The sequence below is a fragment of the Pleomorphomonas sp. PLEO genome (assembly GCF_041320595.1).
GTDB lineage: Bacteria > Pseudomonadota > Alphaproteobacteria > Rhizobiales > Pleomorphomonadaceae > Pleomorphomonas.
In genome coordinates this window covers 4,241,847-4,261,787 of the sequence record NZ_CP166625.1, presented here as the reverse complement: position 1 = coordinate 4,261,787, position 19,941 = coordinate 4,241,847, and the positions used below count along the sequence as shown (strand labels likewise).

At 63.1% G+C, this 19,941-nt stretch carries 10 protein-coding genes; 8 read left to right on the top strand and 2 right to left on the bottom strand.

The annotated features are described in order from the left end of the window. The first annotated feature begins 8 nt into the window (after positions 1-8). From AB6N07_RS19765 to AB6N07_RS19740, 6 genes are all read left to right on the top strand, one after another. The gene (locus AB6N07_RS19765) at positions 9-1,991 is read left to right on the top strand and encodes a heme lyase CcmF/NrfE family subunit (protein ID WP_370674768.1); all 1,983 of its coding nucleotides are present in this window, start codon (positions 9-11) and stop codon (positions 1,989-1,991) included. A gap of 13 nt (positions 1,992-2,004) precedes the next feature. Further along, positions 2,005-2,478 carry a cytochrome c-type biogenesis protein CcmH gene (locus AB6N07_RS19760; protein ID WP_370674767.1) on the top strand — a complete coding sequence of 158 codons (474 nt, stop codon included), beginning with the start codon at positions 2,005-2,007 and terminating at the stop codon, positions 2,476-2,478. A 143-nt stretch (positions 2,479-2,621) separates the two neighbouring features. Then, entirely contained in the window at positions 2,622-4,145 is a 1,524-nt protein-coding gene (locus AB6N07_RS19755; protein WP_370674766.1) for a Do family serine endopeptidase, read from the top strand. 258 nt (positions 4,146-4,403) lie between these two features. Beyond that, complete coding sequence (locus AB6N07_RS19750) at positions 4,404-5,123, top strand: response regulator transcription factor (RefSeq protein WP_370674765.1); 720 nt, start codon at positions 4,404-4,406, stop codon at positions 5,121-5,123. Continuing rightward, a complete protein-coding gene (locus tag AB6N07_RS19745; protein WP_370674764.1) occupies positions 5,102-6,490 on the top strand; it encodes an ATP-binding protein in 1,389 nt (462 codons plus the stop codon). The genes AB6N07_RS19750 and AB6N07_RS19745 overlap by 22 nt, the downstream gene beginning before the upstream one ends. 133 nt (positions 6,491-6,623) lie before the next feature. Further along, on the top strand, positions 6,624-9,572 hold the full coding sequence (locus AB6N07_RS19740) for a bifunctional [glutamine synthetase] adenylyltransferase/[glutamine synthetase]-adenylyl-L-tyrosine phosphorylase (RefSeq protein ID WP_370674763.1): 2,949 nt from the start codon (positions 6,624-6,626) through the stop codon (positions 9,570-9,572). A gap of 101 nt (positions 9,573-9,673) precedes the next feature. Here AB6N07_RS19740 and AB6N07_RS19735 read toward each other — a convergent pair whose 3' ends face one another. Further along, positions 9,674-12,121, bottom strand: a complete 2,448-nt coding sequence (locus AB6N07_RS19735) for an ATP-binding protein (protein WP_370674762.1) — start codon at positions 12,119-12,121, stop codon at positions 9,674-9,676. A gap of 274 nt (positions 12,122-12,395) precedes the next feature. Next, a complete protein-coding gene (gene pepN / locus AB6N07_RS19730) occupies positions 12,396-15,041 on the bottom strand; it encodes an aminopeptidase N (protein ID WP_370674761.1) in 2,646 nt (881 codons plus the stop codon). A 470-nt stretch (positions 15,042-15,511) separates the two neighbouring features. Between pepN and AB6N07_RS19725 the strand changes: the two genes are divergently transcribed. Both AB6N07_RS19725 and AB6N07_RS19720 read left to right on the top strand, forming a co-directional pair. Next, on the top strand, positions 15,512-17,719 hold the full coding sequence (locus AB6N07_RS19725; protein WP_370674760.1) for an anthranilate synthase component I: 2,208 nt from the start codon (positions 15,512-15,514) through the stop codon (positions 17,717-17,719). An 870-nt stretch (positions 17,720-18,589) separates the two neighbouring features. Beyond that, the gene (locus AB6N07_RS19720) at positions 18,590-19,924 is read left to right on the top strand and encodes an NAD(P)-dependent oxidoreductase (protein ID WP_370674759.1); all 1,335 of its coding nucleotides are present in this window, start codon (positions 18,590-18,592) and stop codon (positions 19,922-19,924) included. Positions 19,925-19,941 lie beyond the last annotated feature (17 nt).

Genomic DNA, 19,941 nt, shown 5'->3' with positions numbered 1-19,941 from the left:
AGGGCGGCATGATCGTTGAATTCGGCCATTTCGCTCTGATCCTGGCGCTGGCTGTGGCTGTCGCGCAGTCGGTCTTGCCGATCGCCGGCTTCTTGCGCCGCGATCCGGCATTGATGGCAGTGGCGCCACGCGCCTCGATGATGCAGCTGCTGCTCGTGGCCATTGCCTTCGCGGCGCTCACCTACGCCTATCTGGTCTCCGATTTCTCTGTCCTCAACGTCGTCGAGAATTCCCATTCGGAAAAACCATTGATCTTCAAGATCTCCGGAGTCTGGGGCAATCACGAGGGCTCCATGCTGCTGTGGGCGCTGATCCTGGCGCTGTTCGGCGCGGCGGTGGCAATGTTCGGTGGCAACCTGCCGCAGACCCTCAAGGCCAACGTGCTCGCCGTTCAAGGCTGGATCAGCACGGCTTTCCTGGCGTTTATCCTGACGACCTCCAATCCCTTTCTGCGTCTTGCCGAGCCGCCGATCGAGGGCAAGGATCTCAACCCAGTTTTGCAGGATATCGGCCTCGCCATCCATCCGCCGCTGCTCTACCTCGGCTATGTCGGCTTCTCCATTGCCTTTGCCTTCGCCATCGCGGCGTTGATAGAAGGACGGATCGATGCCGCCTGGGCGCGCTGGGTACGACCTTGGGTGCTCGCCGCCTGGATCTTCCTCACCGCCGGCATCGCCATGGGGTCCTATTGGGCCTATTACGAACTCGGCTGGGGCGGCTTCTGGTTCTGGGATCCTGTCGAGAATGCCTCACTGATGCCTTGGCTGGTCGGCACGGCACTCCTGCATTCCGCCGTTGTCATGGAAAAGCGCGAAGCGCTGAAGGTGTGGACGGTGTTGCTCGCCATCCTCGCCTTCTCTCTGTCGCTACTCGGCACCTTCCTTGTGCGCTCCGGCGTCCTGACGTCGGTGCATGCCTTTGCCACCGACCCGACGCGCGGCGTGTTCATCCTCGCCATCCTCTGCCTGTTCATCGGTGGCGGGCTCGCCATGTTCGCTTTCCGCGCTGGCACCCTCAGGCAAGGAGGCTTGTTCGCGCCGCTGAGCCGTGAGGGCGCGCTCGTCCTCAACAACGTGTTCCTGACGGTGGCGGCCGGCGTCGTGCTGTTCGGCACGCTGGTGCCGCTGATCGTGTCGGCCTTTGGCGGTGCCATCTCAGTCGGCGCGCCCTATTTCAACACGGTGTTCGGCCCGTTGTTTGGCGTAACGCTGCTGGTCGTGCCGTTCGGGCCACTTCTGGCCTGGAAGCGCGGCGATCTCCTCGGTGCCCTCGAACGCCTTTGGCTGGTATTTGTCATCGCAGTGCTGATCGGCCTCGCCGTCGCTTGGCTGAACGGGGTGACGCACCTTCTTGCCGCCGTCGGTCTCGGTGTCGCCGTCTGGGTGCTGGTCGGCGCGTTCGCCGAACTCTGGACGCGTGCCCGCTTCCGCGAGGTCGGACTTGCTGTCGGTTGTCGGCGCCTTGCCGGATTGCCGCGCTCGGCCTTCGGCACGGCGCTCGCCCACGCTGGCCTTGGCCTGACTTTGCTCGGCATCGTCTCGACCTCCGCCTTCCAGAGCGAGGCCATCCTGGAGATGAAGCCGGGCGACACCACCGCTGTCGGCGGCTATTCGGTGACCTTCGACGGCATCCGAAACACCGCCGGTTCCAATTACTCCGAGCTGGTCGCCACCATGACGGCGCGGAAGGGCGGCACAGTGCGTTTCGTCGTCGAGCCGTCGCGCCGGTTCTACACCGCGCGCCAGATGCCGACCACCGAAGCCGGCATCCGCACGCATGGCCTGTCGCAGTTCTACGTGACGCTTGGCGGCGAGGGGCGTGAGACCGGCTCGGTCGTGGTGCGCATTTGGGAAAAGCCGCTGGTGACGCTGATCTGGCTTGGCGCTCTCGTCATGATGCTCGGGGGCGGCTTGTCGCTCACCGATCGCCGCCTGCGCGTCGGAGCGCCGAAGCCGGCTCGCCGGGCAGCGCCCGCTGTGGCCGCTGAGTGATCGAGGGAACCCGATGCGCCTTCTTGCTCTCTTCGCGCTCCTCCTCTCGCTCGCCGGTCCGGCCTTCGCAGTCGATCCGTCCGAACGGCTGGCTGACCCGGCGCTTGAAGGGCGCGCTCGCCTGATCTCGGAAGAGCTGCGCTGTCTCGTTTGCCAGAATCAGTCGATCGACGCCTCCGATGCCCAACTTGCCAAGGATCTGAGAGTCCTGGTCCGCGAGCGCATCGCCGCCGGTGACAGCGACGATGCGGTCCGCGATTTTCTGGTCGCTCGCTATGGCGAATTCGTTCTGCTGAGACCGCGCACCCATGGCGTCGGCCTCCTGTTGTGGGTGTTGCCGCCATCTCTGCTGCTGCTCGCCGCTGGCGGACTTTTCGTTGCCTTCCGGCGGCGGACCGTATCCTCCGGTGCCGAACGCCTCTCCCCCGAGGAGGAGGCGGCTCTGACCGCGCTGGCGCACGAAGACGACGGGCCTCCAAATATTTGAAATAAGGCGACTTTTCGACGGGCTTCCTTACAAAAGTTTAATCCGCTCGCAATCTTCAGGTTAGGGACGCGGTGGCTATATGTCACCATCGAGACCGGATCGATAGCCGGTTCCCCGAGAGTTCATTCCCTGGAGATCGTTCCATGCTCAGGACTACCGACAAACCGACCAGATCCCGCGTCAAGGCACTGCTGCTGGGGTCGGTCTTCGCGCTGGCCCTCGGTGGCATCGTCGCCAGCGAGACGGCCTTGATCTTCGGCAACAGCGCGCAGGCCCAGAACCTGTCCCAGCCGCAGACCAGTCAGCCGGTCTTCTCCTTCGCCGACATGGTGCAGCGCGTCCAGCCCGCCGTCGTCTCCATCCGCGTCAAGACCGATGAGACCGTCGGCCAGGGCGATAGCGATGTCGAGGGCATGCCGCCGGGCCTTACGCCCGACAGCCCGTTCTACGATTTCTTCAAGCGCTTCGGCATGCCGGGCGCGCCCGGCAATCGTAACGGCTCACCGCAGCATCGCTACGGGCTGGCCCAGGGCTCCGGCTTCTTCATTTCGGCCGATGGCTACGTCGTTACCAATAACCACGTGGTCGAGAATGCGACCGACGTGAAGGTCGTGACCGATAATGGTACCGAACATGCTGCCAAGGTGATCGGCACCGATCCCAAAACCGATCTCGCCCTCGTCAAGGTCACTGACGGCAAGGACTTCCCGCATGTTTCCTTCGCGGCGAGCGAGTCGCGCGTCGGTGACTGGGTGGTCGCTGTGGGTAACCCGTTCGGTCTCGGCGGCACTGTGACGGCCGGTATCATCTCGGCCCGTGGCCGCGACATTGGCGCCGGCCCCTATGACGACTTCTTGCAGATCGACGCGCCGATCAACAAGGGCAACTCGGGCGGTCCGGCTTTCAATGCCGGCGGTGAGGTAATCGGCGTCAATACCGCCATCTATTCGCCGTCGGGTGGTTCGGTCGGTATCGGCTTCGCCATCCCGGCCCACACGGCGCAGCAGGTCGTCGCCTCGCTGATGGATAGCGGCAAGGTTGTTCGTGGCTGGCTCGGCGTGCAAATCCAGCCGGTGACCGACGAGATCGCCAGCTCGATCGGCCTCGACAAGGCCCGTGGCGCCTTGGTAACCGAACCGCAGACCGACTCGCCAGCCAGCAAGGCCGGCATCAAGGCGGGCGACACCATTCTTGCCGTCAATGGCCAGCCGATCGAAGATGCCAAGGATCTTGCCCGCAAGATTGCCGCCTTCCCGCCGAAGACGGTGGTGGATGTGACGCTCTGGCGCGATGGCAAGGAGCAGCCCGTCAAGGTCGATCTCGGCGAATTGCCGAACGACCAAGTGGCCTCCGCCAAGTCCACCGATAGCGGCTCTGACGAGCATACCTCGCTCGGCGACTACGGCTTGACCCTCGCACCGGCCAATGCCGTGGGAGCCGGTGACAGCGGTGCCGCCATCACCGACGTCGATCCCAATGGCAAGGCTGCCGACAAGGGGCTGCGTCAGGGGGACGTCATTCTCGAAGCGGGCGGTCAGGCCATTGAAGGCCCGCGCGACGTGTCCAAGGCGATTTCCGGCGCGGAAAAGGCCGGTAAGAAGGCCATTCTTCTGCGCGTGAAGTCCGGAGATAGCGTTCACTTCCTTGCTCTTCCCCTGGGGAAGTGAGCCGCTGATCTCCATCCCCCGTGTCGGCGAGCGGGCTCGGCGCTCGCCGACACAAACTTTTTGAATCTGGTTGGCGAGCGGGCTCGGCGCTCGCCGACACAAACTTTTTGAATCTGGTCGGCGAGCGGGCTCGGCGCTCGCCGGTACAGATTTTCGAACCTGACCGGCGAATGACTTTGGTGCCGGCGTGCTTTTTCCTTGCGCCGCCGCGCACCGACGCTAAACAACAGTCAACGACACCTTTGCGGGGCGGGTGACATGCGCATTCTGGTGATCGAGGACGACAGCGAAGCGGCGGCCTACCTCGTCAAGGCATTGGATGAGATGGGGCACGTTGCCGAACACGCCGCCGATGGCGACGCTGGCGCCTTCATGGCCGAGGAAGGTGGTTTCGACGCGCTGATCGTCGATCGCATGCTGCCCAAGCGCGACGGCCTTTCCATCATCGAGGACATGCGGCATCGCGGCGATCATACGCCGGTGCTGGTGCTCTCGGCGCTCGGTCAGGTCGACGATCGCGTGCGTGGCCTCAGGGCCGGCGGTGACGACTATCTTACCAAGCCCTACGCCTTCACCGAGCTGCTTGCCCGCATCGAGGCGCTCGCCCGACGCAATCGACCGGCCGACGTGGAGACAACCTATCGCGTCGGCGATTTGGTGCTCGACCGCCTGTCGCATACCGTGACCCGCGCCGACAGCGAAATTCCTCTGCAGCCACGTGAATTTCGTTTGCTGGAATACCTGATGCGCAATGCCGGGCAGGTGGTCACTCGGACCATGCTGCTCGAGAACGTCTGGGACTATCATTTCGATCCCCAGACCAACGTCATCGACGTCCACGTCTCCCGCCTGCGCGGCAAGATCGACAAGGGTTTCGACAAGCCGCTGCTGCACACCGTGCGCGGTGCCGGCTACATGATCCGCGAGGCCGGCCCGGACAGGGGCGGGGAGGCCGCATGGGCGCGCTCGGGCGGCTGATCCGGACGACGGCCTTCAAGCTGTCGCTGGTCTATCTCGTCGTCTTTTCCGGCCTGACGCTGTTCTTGACCGCCTATATCGCCAATAGCACGGGCGAGCTGCTCGACTCCCAAATCACCGATACCATCGACAGCGAGATCAACTCGCTGTCCGACCAGTATGAGCGCGGCGGTCTACGGCAACTCGTCAGCGCCGTCGATCTGCGCAGCCGCCGTCCAGGCGCCAGCCTCTATCTCGTCGCCGATTCCTCCGGCCGCACCGTCGTCGGCAATGTCGCCGATCCGCCCCTGTCCATCCTCGGCTTGTCGAATGGCGATACCACGTCGGTCACCTATCAGCGGCTCGATGGCGATGCCGCCCGCCGCTATGACGCGGTTGTCAGGGTGTTCGCTTTGCCGGGCGGCTTCAAGCTATTGGTCGGTCGTGACGTTAGCGAGATCGGCCAGCTTCGTTCACTGATCTTCGGCGCCTCTCGCTATGCCATCATCATCATGGTGTTGACGGGCTTCGTATCGTGGTTTTTCGTCGGGCGCTCGGTATTGAAGCGCGTCGAGAACATGGCCGAAACGTCACGACAGCTAATGTCAGGTGACCTCACCCACCGCTTGGCGGTCAAGGGCTCGCACGACGAGTTCGACAATCTTGCCCTGAGCCTCAACGAGATGCTCGACCGCATCGAGGCGCTGATGAGCGGCTTGCAGGAAGTGTCGGACAATATCGCCCATGACCTGAAGACGCCGCTCAATCGAATGCGCGGCCGCCTCGAGGAAACGTTGCGGCGCGGTGGGCAGGCCGAGGACTATCGCGAGGCCATCACCTCGGCCATGGAAGAGGCGGACAACCTTATCCGCATCTTCGACGCGCTCCTCAAGATTGCGCGAATGGAGGCTGGCTCTTCGGGCGACAGCTTCGAACCGCTCGACGCCGCTGACATTCTCGACGAGATCGTTGAACTCTATGAGCCGGTTGTGGAAGATGTTGGCGGGCGCCTCACGTTCGAAACGACGCGGCCGTTGCCCCTAAAGGGTAACCGCACGCTCCTGAGCCAAGCCTTGTCCAACCTGATCGACAATGCCATCAAGTATGGCCGACCCGAGGGAGGGGAGGGGCTGTCGATTGCGCTGACGGGAACCGTTGAAGGCGATGAGGTTTGTCTGACGGTGTCCGACAACGGTCCGGGCATTCCCGAGGCGCACAGGCAAAAGGCACTGTCGCGTTTCGGCCGGCTCGATGCGGCTCGCAGCCGGCAGGGGTCCGGCTTGGGACTGTCGCTGGTGGCGGCCGTGGCGCGCCTGCATGGCGGACGGGTGGTGCTCGGCGATGCCGAGCCGGGCCTTAAGGCCGGCCTTCGTCTGCCGAAGGCCTGAAAGCATCCGCCTGAAAAGGGGCGAGTTTTTCGGGCTGCCGGAGGCTTGAAAGAAGAGGACGGCGCAAAGCCATCACGTCACGATGGAGTTTGCGCAAAAGGCACTGGAGTGGACGATGGGGGATGGAGAGGGCATGAATCAGCGAGCCGAGGGCGCGCTCAAGGACCGCATCACCATTATTCCCCCCAAAGGTCCCGATCTCGTCATTGCCGGTTCGTTGCTCGACGATTGTCTGGCCGGCTCGGGTGGAGTGGCGCTGGCCGAGTTGTTTGCAAGCGCGCCGGCTGCCCGCGAACTAATACTGGCCGCCGCCTCCAACAGCGCGCACCTGCGTGAGGCGGCGCTGCGTGATGGCGAGCGGTTATTCCGCGTTCTCGCCAATGACCCGGCGGCGCTGGTGGATGGCCTGATCGCCTCGCTGTCCGAGCCCGCCACCGACGAACCGGCGCTTCGGCGACGCCTCCGCCGCGTCAAGGCAGAAGCAGCTCTTGCCATCGCATTGACCGATATCGCTGGCGTCTGGGATGTCATGGAAGTGACGGGCGCGCTGACCCGGCTCGCCGACGCCAGCCTTTCCGCCGCCATCCAATTCCTGCTGCTCGAAGCCGACGCCGCCGGCAAGCTAAGCCTGCCCGACCGCTCTGAGCCAGAACAGGGGTCGGGCTGGATCGTGCTCGCCATGGGCAAGCAGGGCGCGTTCGAACTCAATTACTCCTCGGACATCGACCTCATCGTCTTCTTCGATCCGACTGTCGTGCGATCGGCGGACAAGGACGACCTGACGACGCTGTTCGTCCGTCTGACCCGTCGTCTCGTTACCATCCTGCAAGAGCGAACCGCCGATGGCTATGTGTTCCGCACGGACCTGCGCCTGAGGCCCGATGCCGGCGCGACGCCCGTCGCCATGTCGACGACGGCGGCGCTGATCTATTACGAAAGCGCCGGTCAGAACTGGGAGAGGGCCGCCATGATCAAGGCGCGCCCGGCGGCTGGCGACATTGCCGCCGGCGAGCGCTTCCTCGCCGAGCTCAAGCCCTATGTCTGGCGCAAATATCTTGATTATGCCGCCATTCGCGACATCCATTCCATCAAGCGGCAGATCCACGCCCACAAGGGACATGGCGAGATCGCCGTCGCCGGTCACAACGTCAAGCTGGGGCGCGGCGGCATCCGTGAGATCGAGTTTTTCGTGCAGACGCAGCAGCTCATTGCCGGCGGCCGCAACGTCGACTTGCGTGGCCGGCAAACGCTGGCAATGCTCGATGCCCTAGTGGCGCAAGGCTGGCTCGACGAACCGGCCCGTGACCTTCTGGCCGAGGCCTACCGCTTCCTGCGTCGCGTCGAACATCGCGTGCAGATGCTCAACGACGAGCAGACCCACACGCTGCCGGACGACCCCGAGGGGCTGGCCCGTGTCGCCCATCTCATGGGGTTCGAAGATCCCGAAGCGTTCGGTGCCGCGCTGACACAACGATTGATCGCTGTCAGCGACCAGTATTCCGAACTGTTCGAAGAGGAGGCCGATCTTTCCTCGCAGCATGGCAACATGGTGTTTACCGGCAACGACATCGATCCCGGCACGCTCGATACCTTTACACAGCTCGGCTTCGCCCGACCGGAAGACGCTATCCGGATCGTCGCCTCCTGGCACTTCGGTCGCTACCCTGCCATGCGATCGTCACGCGCCCGCGAACTCCTCACCGAGATTACGCCGCGTCTCATCATCGCCTTCTCGGAGACCGAGGCGCCCGATGCCGCGCTGATCGCGTTCGACCATTTCCTCGCCCGCCTGCCAGCCGGCGTTCAGCTCTTCTCCCTGCTCTCGTCGAACCAGTCACTGGTGACGCTGCTGGCCATGATAATGGGCAACTCGCCTTATCTGGCCGAAACGGTGGCGCGGCGGCCGCATGTGGTCGACGCGCTGCTGGAGCCGCAGTTCTTCGGCGCGTTGCCGGGGCGGGGCGAGTTGACGCGCCGGCTCGACGTCTTCTTCGGAGAGGCGCGCGGCTATGAGGACGTGCTCGATCGCGCCCGCATCTTCGCTCAGGAGCAGAAATTCCTGATCGGTGTCCGGGTCATCACCGGGACCGCCGCCGCCCGCCAGCTTGGGCAAAGCTTCTCTCGCCTCGCCGACCTGCTGCTCGAACGCGTGCTGATGGCAACGGCGGCCGAACTCGAAGTCCAGCATGGTCGCGTGCCCGGTGGTCGCGTGGCACTGATCGCCATGGGCAAGCTCGGCAGTGAGGAACTGACGGCCGCCTCAGACCTCGACTTGATCCTGCTCTACGACCATGACCGCGAAGCGGTCCAGAGCGATGGCCGCCGGCCGATTTCTCCGAACCAGTATTACGCCCGGCTGACGCAGCGCCTTGTGACGGCGATCACCGCGCCGACCGCCGAAGGCACGCTTTATGACGTCGATTTCCGTCTGCGTCCGTCGGGCAATGCCGGGCCGCTCGCTACCCGGATCGACGCCTTCGAACGTTATCAGCATGAAGAGGCATGGACCTGGGAGCACATGGCGCTGACGCGTGCCCGCGTTGTCGCCGCGACGGGCGGCCTCGGCCAGGAAGCGGAGCGGGTGATCGCCGAGACGCTGTGTCGACAGCGCGATCCTGAGAAGGTGTTCGCTGACGCGGCCGATATGCGCGCCCGGCTTGAGCAGGAAAAGGGCTCGACCGATCTGTGGAATCTCAAGCGAGTGCCGGGAGGCCTTGTCGATCTCGAGTTCATCGCCCAGACGCTGCGCCTCGTCAACGACTGGCGACAGCCCGCCATCCGGCTGCGCAACACGGAAGCCGTCCTGCTATCCGCCGTCACGCACGGGCTTGTCTCGCCTGCCCACCGCGATGTGTTGTTGCCGGCTATCCGCCTGTTCGGCGACCTCACGCAGGCCCAGCGGTTGACGCTGCCGGTGAAGGCGTCGGTGGCGGAAGCCCCACGCGGCGTTCACGACGTGCTTTGCCGTGTGGCCTCGGCGCCCTCTCTCGCTCAGCTCGAAGCTGAATTGCGAGAGCGGCAGGCAGCGGTGCGCGAAGCCTTTGTCGAGATTGTCGGACCGGTGGTTCGGCGCGCCGAGTGAGTCTTAGCGCATTGTGCGGAAAAGTGGGAACCGGTTTTCCGCAAAAACAATGCGACAACAAAGAACTAGGGCAACGTAAGTTCGTCAGAGCGCACGTTGCCCTAGTGTACGGTTCGTCGCGGCTCGGTGAAGGCGTCAGGCCCGGCGACGACCCGAGGGTAGGTGGTCGCGGCTGCCGATCCCGCCTGCGAGGTTGCCACGGCGGCGGTGCCGTCGCTGGCCGTCGGCGCGGCGATGCGCGGCATCGAAATGGTGACCGTCGTTCCCGATCCTTCCACCGACTCGATCGTCATGCGGCCGCCATGCAGCGCCACCAGCGACTGGGCGATGGCAAGCCCAAGGCCTGAGCCCGGATGCTTGCGCGTCAGCTGGTTCTCCACCTGCACGAAGGGCTTGGCGATCTGGTCGAGCGAAGCGGCGGGAATGCCAATGCCTGTGTCGCTCACCGAGAACAGAACATTGTCGCCCACTTGGCGCGTCCGCACCGTCACGGTACCGGCGGCCGGGGTGAACTTCAGCGCATTGGATAGAAGGTTGAGCGCCACCTGCTTGACGGCGCGACGATCGGCCACCATCGGCTCACCGGCTTCGAAATCGGTGGCAAGGATGATTTGGCGCACCTCGGCTTGCGACGACATGATGCGCACGCACTCGCCGAGCACGTCGTCGACCACCACGGACTCGAGCGCGAGATTGACCCGGCCAGCCTCGATCTTGGACATATCCAGAATGTCGGAAATGACGTTGAGCAGGTAGATGCCGCTGTCGTGGATATCGCGGCAGTAGCCAGTGTATTTGTCCGACCCGAGATCGCCGAACATGCCGGACATCATGATGTCCGAGAAGCCGATGATGGCGTTGAGCGGCGTCCTGAGTTCATGGCTCATCGAGGCGAGGAATTCCGATTTCGCCCGGTTGGCTGCCTCGGCGCGGGCCTTTTCCTCGGCGTATTTCTCGGCGAGTTCGACCAGCTGCGTCGTCTGAAGCTGCATCTTGTGGCGGTGCTGACGAAGGTCGGCGACCGTCGCCATCAACTGCCGCTCGCTTTCCAGAAGGTTCTCCTCGTGGCGCTTCAGCTGGGTAATGTCGGTACCGACCGACACGAAGCCGCCGTCCTTGGTGCGGCGTTCGTTGATCTGTAGCCAGCGACCGTCGTCGAGGCGCGCTTCATAGGAACGCTCGCCGCCCGACATCGAATAGCGCAGGCCCTCGCTCGACACCTTGGGCTGGCGGGCCGCCGACATGACCTCGGCATAGGGCGTACCGGGCCGAGCGACGCTGTCCGGTAGCTGGTGCAGGGTCTGGTATTTCGAGTTGCACATCACCAGCCGATTTTCCGAATCCCAGATGACGAAGGCTTCGGAAATGGTGTCGATGCCGTCACGCAGACGGATAGCCGCCGTGGCGTTTTCCTCGGCCAGGGTTTTCTGCTCGGTAACGTCGACTGTGATGCCGATGAGGTGCGGTGAGCCGTCGCGGTCGCGGACAACCTCGGCACGCATCCTGAGCCAGACCCATTCGCCGCCGGCATGACGGATGCGGAATTCCAAATCGACGGACGGTTGGCCGGTTTCCAAGACCTCTTTTGCCAATTCGTAGAGGTCGACGTCATCGGGATGGATCATCCCCTGCAGGTCATTGAAGCCCATCAGATCGGAGTTGGGCTCCATGCCGAGAATGACATACATCGACGGTGACCAGAACAGCCGGCCACGGGCAAGATCCCAATCCCACAGGCCGCAGCGACCGCGCCGGAGCGCGGTATCGACGCGGGCTTGCGTGGCATTGTAAATGCGGTCGGCCTCGCGCGCTCGGCTCATCTGGGCAAAGAAAGCGTAGACCACGGCGATCAGGATCAGCGACGTTCCAACGAACAGCACCGCCGTCATCGTGACGTCGTGCCGCCAGCCGACGTAAACCTGCGCCAGGGGCTGATAGACGGCGATCGTGCCGCGATCGCCGGCGAGGTTGCGCACCGTGGCGAGTGCCTCGGTGCTGTCGGAAAGCGTCACGTCCAGCACGCCGGCGCGTTTGCCGAACACCAGCATCGGCTGGTCGGAGCCGAACAGGTCGGCGACGGTGCCGCTGCCGACAAAGGCGCCTTCCGGCGCCGTTGCTCGGATGGTGCCGGACGCATCGGCAAACAGAATGACCCGGCCATCACTGGTCGCCGAGGGTGGCAGGCTGTCGCGCAGGGCGGCTCGCATGACGCCGGAATAGCTGCCTTCGGCCTTGTCGAGCGAGGGATGGGAGGAAAGATCGGCGTCGAGCGCCTCGGCCAGCAGCGCCACCATGTCGGAAGCGGAGCGGTAAGCGTCCGTTCGCTGCTCAAGAAGGCTGGAGACGTGGAAGATGCCGCCCACCAACAGGAACGCCGAAATCAACACTGGGATCGATCGGCGGAACAGCGGCTCAGCCTGCAGGAGGCGAAGATAAGACGGGCGGACCAGCAAGCCGGCGTGCCCCTTCAGGATACTCTCGGTGTCGGCGTCGCCAAAAAAGCGTGTTCGCCACGTTCCCGACCCTCTGCCGAGGTCGTTGCCCGCCATGTCGTTGCCCCGCCGCCCGATGTTGTTGGGGAACGCGAAACACCCCCGAATCAGGGCCAGTTTGAATCATCGGGAATCGCTCTGTCCATAGGTTAACGAGCGTTGAATCTTCTTTTTGAATCGCCGCCAGCGAATGGATAGGCGTGTGACATTCCTGCCGAGTCCGAGGTACGGATTCGATACGGGTAACGCTGTATTTTTTGGTTTGTCACCTCTCCCCGTCCTGTCTTCCACAGGTGACAACGGGGAGAGGTTGTTACGAAAGCAGGTCAGATCAGGCCAGCGTCCGCTCCAGGATGTCGGCGACGTCGCGCGATAGCTGCGGCTTGATCTGGATCGAGCGGAGCGCCGTTTCCGCCTGGGCTCGGCGCTTCGGCTCATAGGAGCGCCATGAGCGGAAGGTGACGAGCAGCCGGGCGGCGAGCTGCGGATTGGCCGTGTCGAGCCGCGAGATGATATCGGCAACGAAGCCGAAGCCCTTGCCGTCGGCGCGCCCGAACTGGGTCGGGTTCGACGTGGCGAACGCACCCACCAGAGCCCGTACGCGGTTCGGATTGCCGAAGGAGAAGGCTGGATGCTGGGTCAGCGTCAGCACCTTGTCGAGCGTACTGGGGAGCGGCGCCGACGCCTGCGCCGACAGCCACTTATCTACGACCAGCGGCACGTTGCCGAAACGCTCGAAGAAGGTGGCCAGCGCCGCTTCCGCATCGGCATCGCCGCGATGGACGAGGATGGTCAGCGCCGCCATGCGATCGGTCATGTTGGTGGCCGTCTCGAAGCGACGGCGTACCAACGCCATCGTCTCGGTTGAGCCGGTGATCCACAGAAGATCCAACGCGGTGTTGGCGAGCGACCTCCGGCCGGAGCCTGCGGCATCCGGCACGTAAGGCTGGCCGGCGCCGGCGTTGTCCGCATCGACGATCGCTCTGAGACGTGGCTCGAGCCGGCTGGCGACGGTGCGCCGGTAGGCCTGATGGGCGGCGGCTACCGCGTCGGGGTCGACGTTCTCGGCCACTTCGCGGGCAACATCGTTTTCGCTCGGCACGGCGACGAGCAGCGCCTTGAAGGCGGCGTCTTGTGTCGGATCGTCGAGAAGCTCACCGAGCGCATCGATCGGCGCCGTCTCGAAAGTAGGCGCCAGGCCGGCACGCACCTGCTGTGTCGCCTTGACCAGCGCCGTCATGGCCAGTGTTGTACCAGCCTGCCACCGATTGAAGCTGTCGGCGTCTTTGGCAAGCAGGAAGATGAGATCGACTGAGGACAGCGACTGCCGCACCTTGACCGGTGCCGAGAAGCCCCGGAACAGCGACGGCACCGGCCTTGACGGCAGTCCCTCGAAGGTCACGCTGTGCGACGGCTGCGTCAGGACCAGCGTTTCGCCGTTCACCTCGACGCCGGTGATTGAGGAGGGGCGCATGTCCTTGCCGTCAGGGCCGACCAGGCCGAAGCGCACCGGGATGACGCGTGGCTTTTTGGTCTGCTGGCCCGGCGTTGCCGGCGTCTCCTGGGTCAGCGTCAGCGTATAGCGCCGAGCCGCTTCGTCCCATTTTTCCTCGACGGTGACGGTCGGCGTACCTGCCTCTCGGTACCAGACCATGAAAGGCTCGAGGTCGCGGCCGGACGCCTCGGCAAAGCAGGCGATGAATTGCTCGATGGTGGCGGCCTCGCCGTCATGCCGGGCAAAATAGAGATCCATGCCGCGCGCGAAAGCCTCGTCGCCGATCAGCGTCTTCAGCATGCGGATGACCTCGGCGCCCTTCTCGTAGACGGTCGCCGTGTAGAAGTTATTGATTTCCTTGTACTGCTCGGGACGTACGGGATGGGCAAGCGGGCCGCCGTCCTCCGGGAACTGCTGGCTTCTGAGAAGCCGGACGTCGGAAATGCGTTTCACCGCCCGTGAGCGCATGTCGGAGGAGAATTCCTGGTCGCGGAAGACCGTCAGGCCTTCTTTGAGACAGAGCTGGAACCACTCTCGGCAGGTGATGCGGTCGCCGGTCCAGTTGTGGAAATATTCGTGGGCGATCACCGCCTCGATGCCGGCATAGTCGGTATCGGTGGCGATCTCCGGGTCGGCCAACACATATTTATCGTTGAAGACATTGAGGCCCTTGTTCTCCATGGCCCCCATGTTGAAGTCGGACACGGCGACGACGTTGAACACGTCGAGGTCATATTCGCGGCCGAATACCTCCTCGTCCCACTTCATCGACCGCTTGAGCGAATCCATGGCATAGGCCGCCTTCGGCGCATTGCCCTTCTCGACGTAGACGGCAAGCTTCACTTCGCGGCCGCTCATCGTCGTGAAGTCGTCCTCCAGAGCGTCGAGATCGCCGGCAACCAGAGCAAACAGGTAACTCGGCTTAGGCCAGGGATCCTGCCAGACGGCAAAATGACGGCCGTCGTCAAGATCACCCGACGACACCGGGTTGCCGTTGGACAGAAGGATGGGCGCTTCGGTCTTCGGGGCGGTGATCTTGACGGTGAAGACCGAGAGCACATCCGGCCGGTCGTAATAATAGGTGATGCGGCGGAAGCCTTCCGCCTCGCATTGCGTGCACCACGTACCTGAGGAACGATAGAGCCCCATCAGCTTGGTATTGGCGGCGGGGTCGAGGCGTGTCGTCATTTCGAGGCGGAAGCTGCCGGCCGGCGGCGTCTTGATCGTAAGCCGGTCGGAACTTGCTTCGTAATCGCCAACGGCCAGCTCGCGACCGTCGATCGCAATGCGGACGAGCGTCAGCTCGTCGCCGGCAAGAACGAGAGGCTCCCCGGCGGTACCGGTGCGCGGCGACAGGACGAGCGTCGCCACCACCAAGGTCCTCTCGACCGTCAGGTCAAAGTCGAGGTCGACCTTGTCGATGGCGTAGGGGGTGGGCCGGTAGTCGGCGAGGCGGATGATGGGGGAGGATTCCTGAGACACGGGCATAACCTACCGTCAAAGCATGCGGCGCAAAGCGCCAAAATCGGGTGGCCGGCGGCGGCCGACGATGCAAGGGTTGTAAGATCGATCGGGGGAAATGCAAACTCCTCTTTGCGAGTGTGTCGCGATATAGGGCAGATGTCGAAGCTGCGGAGCGGCATTTCGAGGCAAGGATCACCTCAAAATGCGTCTAGCAAAGCGTAAAGCCTAAGGGCCGGAGGCCCGCCGGCGTTTGAGGCCAAGAAAGGCGTCGTCTTTACAAGCCGCCGTGCTTCGCCTATGGGAGGTAGCATGAACGGTTTTGTCGCCTTGAACGCTTCGTGGTGGTGGCGCTTCTCGTAAGGAGAGCGGCCGACGCGGTGTGTCCAGATGGGACGAATTGAGCGAGGGCTGCTCCGGGAGACCGGAATGGCCCTTTTTGTTTAAGGTGTCCGAAGCGGTCTCTCTCAGCGGCGACAGGGGAGATTGCGATGGTCAAGAGCGAAGCCGAGGCTGGCCCGTCCGGCAACAGAGAATCCTTCGTTACCGCCGGCGGTGTGGAGGTGGCGCGCAGCGCCCGACCTGACCACTATAAAACGGCGATTTCCGGCTATTTCGATAAGCTCGATACACGGCGCGGCGCCGTGCTGTCGTCCAACTATGAGTTTCCCGGCCGTTACTCGCGCTGGGATATCGCGTTTGTCGATCCGCCAGTGGCGATCACCGCTCGCGGTCGAAAGATGACGATCGAGGCGCTCAACGCGCGTGGTCGGATACTGCTCCCCGCCTTCGCCGCTGCCGTGCGTGGTCCGGACCTCATTGTCTTCTCGGTCGATGATGCGCTCATCTCGCTCGAAGTAGCCGCCCCCAAGGAAGGTTTCGCCGAGGAAGACCGGTCTCGCCAGCCGTCGGTATTCTCGGTGCTTCGCCGCATCATCGCGAAATTCGCAACGCCCGAGGATGATAAGCTCGGCCTCTGGGGCTCGTTCGGCTACGATCTGGCCTTCCAGTTCGACAGTGTCGATTTCAAGCTGCCACGGCCCGACGACCAGCGTGACCTCGTGCTCTACTTCCCCGACGAGATCGTTGTCGTCGATCACCATCGCGCCGCCGCCACCGTCTATTCCTATGATTTCGTCGTCGAGGGCAAGCTGACCATTGGTCTGCCGCGCGACGGAGAAACGGAGCCGTTCCGGACGAGCGACCGTGAACCCGGCCGGGGCGATCACCAGCCCGGTGAATATGCCGCGTCCGTGGCTAAGGCGGTGGATTACTTCCGGCGCGGTGACCTATTCGAAGTGGTTCCGGGCCAGGTTTTCTACGAGAAGCCGTCGTCGCTGCCGTCGATGATTGCCCGTCGCCTGCAGCAGATCAATCCGGCGCCTTTCGGCTTCATGTTCAACCTCGGCGCCAACGAATATCTGATCGGTGCCAGTCCCGAGATGTTCGTCCGTGTGACCAACGGCAAGCGCGTGGAAACCTGCCCGATCTCAGGCACGATCCGGCGCGGCCGCAACGCCATCGAGGACGAGGAGCAGATCCGCATTCTGCTCAATTCCAAGAAGGACGAAGCCGAACTCACCATGTGTTCGGATGTCGATCGCAACGACAAGAGCCGCATCTGCGAGCCGGGGTCGGTGCGGGTCATCGGCCGCCGCCAGATCGAGATGTATTCGCGCCTCATTCATACCGTGGACCATATCGAAGGGCGGCTACGCGACGGCATGGACGGTCTCGACGCCTTCCTCAGCCACGCCTGGGCGGTAACGGTGACCGGTGCCCCGAAGCTCTGGGCAATGCAGTTCATCGAGGACCACGAGAAGAGTTGCCGCGCCTGGTATGGCGGCGCCGTTGGCGCCTTCCTGATGAATGGCGATGTCAACACGGGCCTGACGCTCAGGACCATTCGCCTCAAGGATGGCATCGCCGAAGTGCGGGCCGGTGCGACGCTCCTCTATGATTCTGTACCCGAGGACGAGGAAAAGGAAACCGAACTCAAGGCGTCGGCGCTTATTTCAGCCATTCGAGAGGCCGGGACCGCGCCGGTCGCCGCCGCGTCGGTGGTTCGCGAGGCGATCGGTTCCGGCACCAAGATCGTGCTGGTCGATCACGAGGACAGCTTCGTCCATACGCTCGCCAACTATTTCCGGCAGACCGGCGCCGAGGTGAAGACGTTGCGCGCATCCAAGGGCCGGGGCATCGATCCTGCCCTGATTGCTGCCGAGAAGCCCGACCTCCTCGTCATGTCGCCAGGTCCGGGAAACCCTTCCGATTTCCACTGTGCGCGGACGATCGCGGCGGCGCGACAGCTCGGCTTGCCAGTGTTTGGCGTCTGTCTCGGCTTGCAAGCGATGGTGGAAGCTTTCGGCGGCCGGCTGGCGCAGCTCGACGTTCCCTACCACGGCAAGCCTTCGAAAGTGGCGGTGTCGGCCAATTCTCTATTGTTCGCCGGGTTGCCGTCCGAGATCGTCATTGGTCGCTATCATTCGCTTTACGCCGACAAAACGTATCTGCCCGAGGCGTTCCGGGTGACGGCGGAAACCGGCGACGGGGTCATCATGGCTATTGAGCACCGAAGCGAACCTTTCGCCGCCGTGCAATTTCATCCGGAATCGATCATGTCGCTGTCGGAAGATGCCGGGCACATCATCATCGAAAATGCCATCCAGGGTTTAGTTCGAGTCAGTCGAAACGTTTAGTTCGCCTGCCCCTTTGTCCTCCCTGTAACGATGACGGCCGGCTTTGCAGGTGTCCGTTATAGGTAAATGCAACCGGGAGGGCTTGGCGGCAGCCATGCCCGACCACTTCCTTTCATGACCGTCGAATGAGGGTGGTGGCGAACTTGAAAAGAGACTTCAGGTTCTGAATTTATAAATATATATCAATGACATATCTCGAAATATCATTTGCGAACCCAGCAAGCCGATGTTGTTGCAAGGATGTCGCACTCGAATAAGGAATTGAATGTTTCGCGCGAGTTACATGGGAAAAAAGCCGATGAACAACTTTTGGTGCTGGAAGATTGCGCGCGACGCGCTATCATAAAAATTGCGACAACGTTGCTGGCTCAACTCGTCGCGGGGTTAGTAGCCCCTTCCGCGGTTTTCGCGGACTAGCGGTCCAAACAACTAGAGGGCGTAAGCCCTCTTTTTTTGTTCCTAGCGGCTCAAGTTTTCCGCTTGGCCACGGTTGATGCGCCGCGCAAATCTCCTCGCGATCTTCTGGCGACAATTCTCCCGTTGAAATCCCGAACGCAGTCGTTTGTTCAAGAGTGTCGCGCGGCAAAGCAGGCATCCTTCCCGCCGGGTCGCTTACGGAAAAGGCTAGATCGCGCCGTTTCTGCTCAAATTTGCGCCTTGACCCTTCGATTTTTTTACCGAAAGATCAAGGAAACAGAAGGGCGGAGAAAAACCGCCGGGGAATAGCGGACAAAGCAATCGGAAGATCTGATTCTGGTCGGCGTTTGGCGACTTGGATCAAAGACATCGGACGCACCAGATCGGTCGCTTCGATGAACGATGGCGTTTTGTCTTCGTCGTTACTGTGCACTAGCCACGGGACCCACATCCATGCCAGACATTTCTGCGGGACGCCTCACTGCGGTCGATTACGGAAAGAATTTTTCCGACGTACATCCGCCGCTTAGTTCGCATGAGGCTGTCGTTGAAAGCGATCGCTGCTATTTCTGCTTCGACGCGCCTTGTACCATTGCCTGCCCGACGTCGATCGACATTCCACTGTTCATTCGGAAGATCGGTACGGGCAATGTCGATGGTGCCGCGGAGACCATATTTTCTTCCAATATTCTAGGTGGCATGTGCGCTCGCGTCTGTCCTACCGAGACGCTGTGCGAGGAAGCCTGCGTCCGTAACGAGGCCGAGGAGAAACCGGTTCGCATCGGCCTTCTCCAGCGTCACGCCACCGATCACTATCTCGATCGCCATGCCGCCTTTGGCGTCCGAGCGCCCGCTACCGGTCGCAAGGTGGCGATTGTCGGTGCAGGTCCGGCGGGCCTCGCCTGTGCTCACGAACTAGCGCTGAAGGGCCATGACGTGACGATCTTCGAAGCGCGCGGCAAAGCGGGCGGCCTCAACGAGTTTGGTATCGCCACCTACAAGGCCACCGATAACTTTGCACAGCGCGAGGTGGACTTTGTGCTCGGCGTCGGCGGCATCGCCATCGAGGCCGGCAAAGCGCTTGGTCGCGATTTGACGCTGAGTGGACTCAAGGCAGATTATGACGCCGTTTTCCTCGGTCTCGGCCTACAGGCCGTCAATGCCCTTGGCGTCGAGGGGGAGGAGACCGCCGGCGTCGTCGACGCCGTGCGCTGGATCGAAGATCTCAGGCAGTCGCCCGACAAGTCGGCGATTGAGGTCGGTGCCAGGGTCGTCGTCATCGGCGGCGGCATGACGGCGGTGGATGCCGCCGTGCAGGCCAAGAAGCTTGGTGCTGACGAGGTGACGATCGCCTATCGGCGTGGGCCGGCCGAGATGGGGGCCAGCCGTTACGAACAGGAGCTGGCGCAGGTCAGCGGGGTTCGCATCCTGCACTGGGTCGCGCCGAAGAGCGTCGTCAGCGAGGGCAATGCCGTCGCCGCCGTCGATTTCGAACGCACCGTGCTCGACGCGTCCGGCCGGCTGGTCGGGACAGGTCGCAGCATTCGTATCGCCGCTGACCAGGTGATGAAGGCGATCGGCCAGACCTTTGTTTCCGGTCCGGTCGATGGCGGTGAGACGGTCGCTCTCGAAGGCGGCCGCATCGCGGTCGACGCGGAAATGCGCACCTCGCTGGTGGGCGTTTGGGCCGGAGGCGACTGCGTCCGTGGCGGTGAAGACCTCACCGTCCAGGCCGTCGATCACGGCAAGCGCGCCGCCCTTTCCATTCACGCCGCCCTTATCGCCTGATTTGAAGGAGTTCCGAC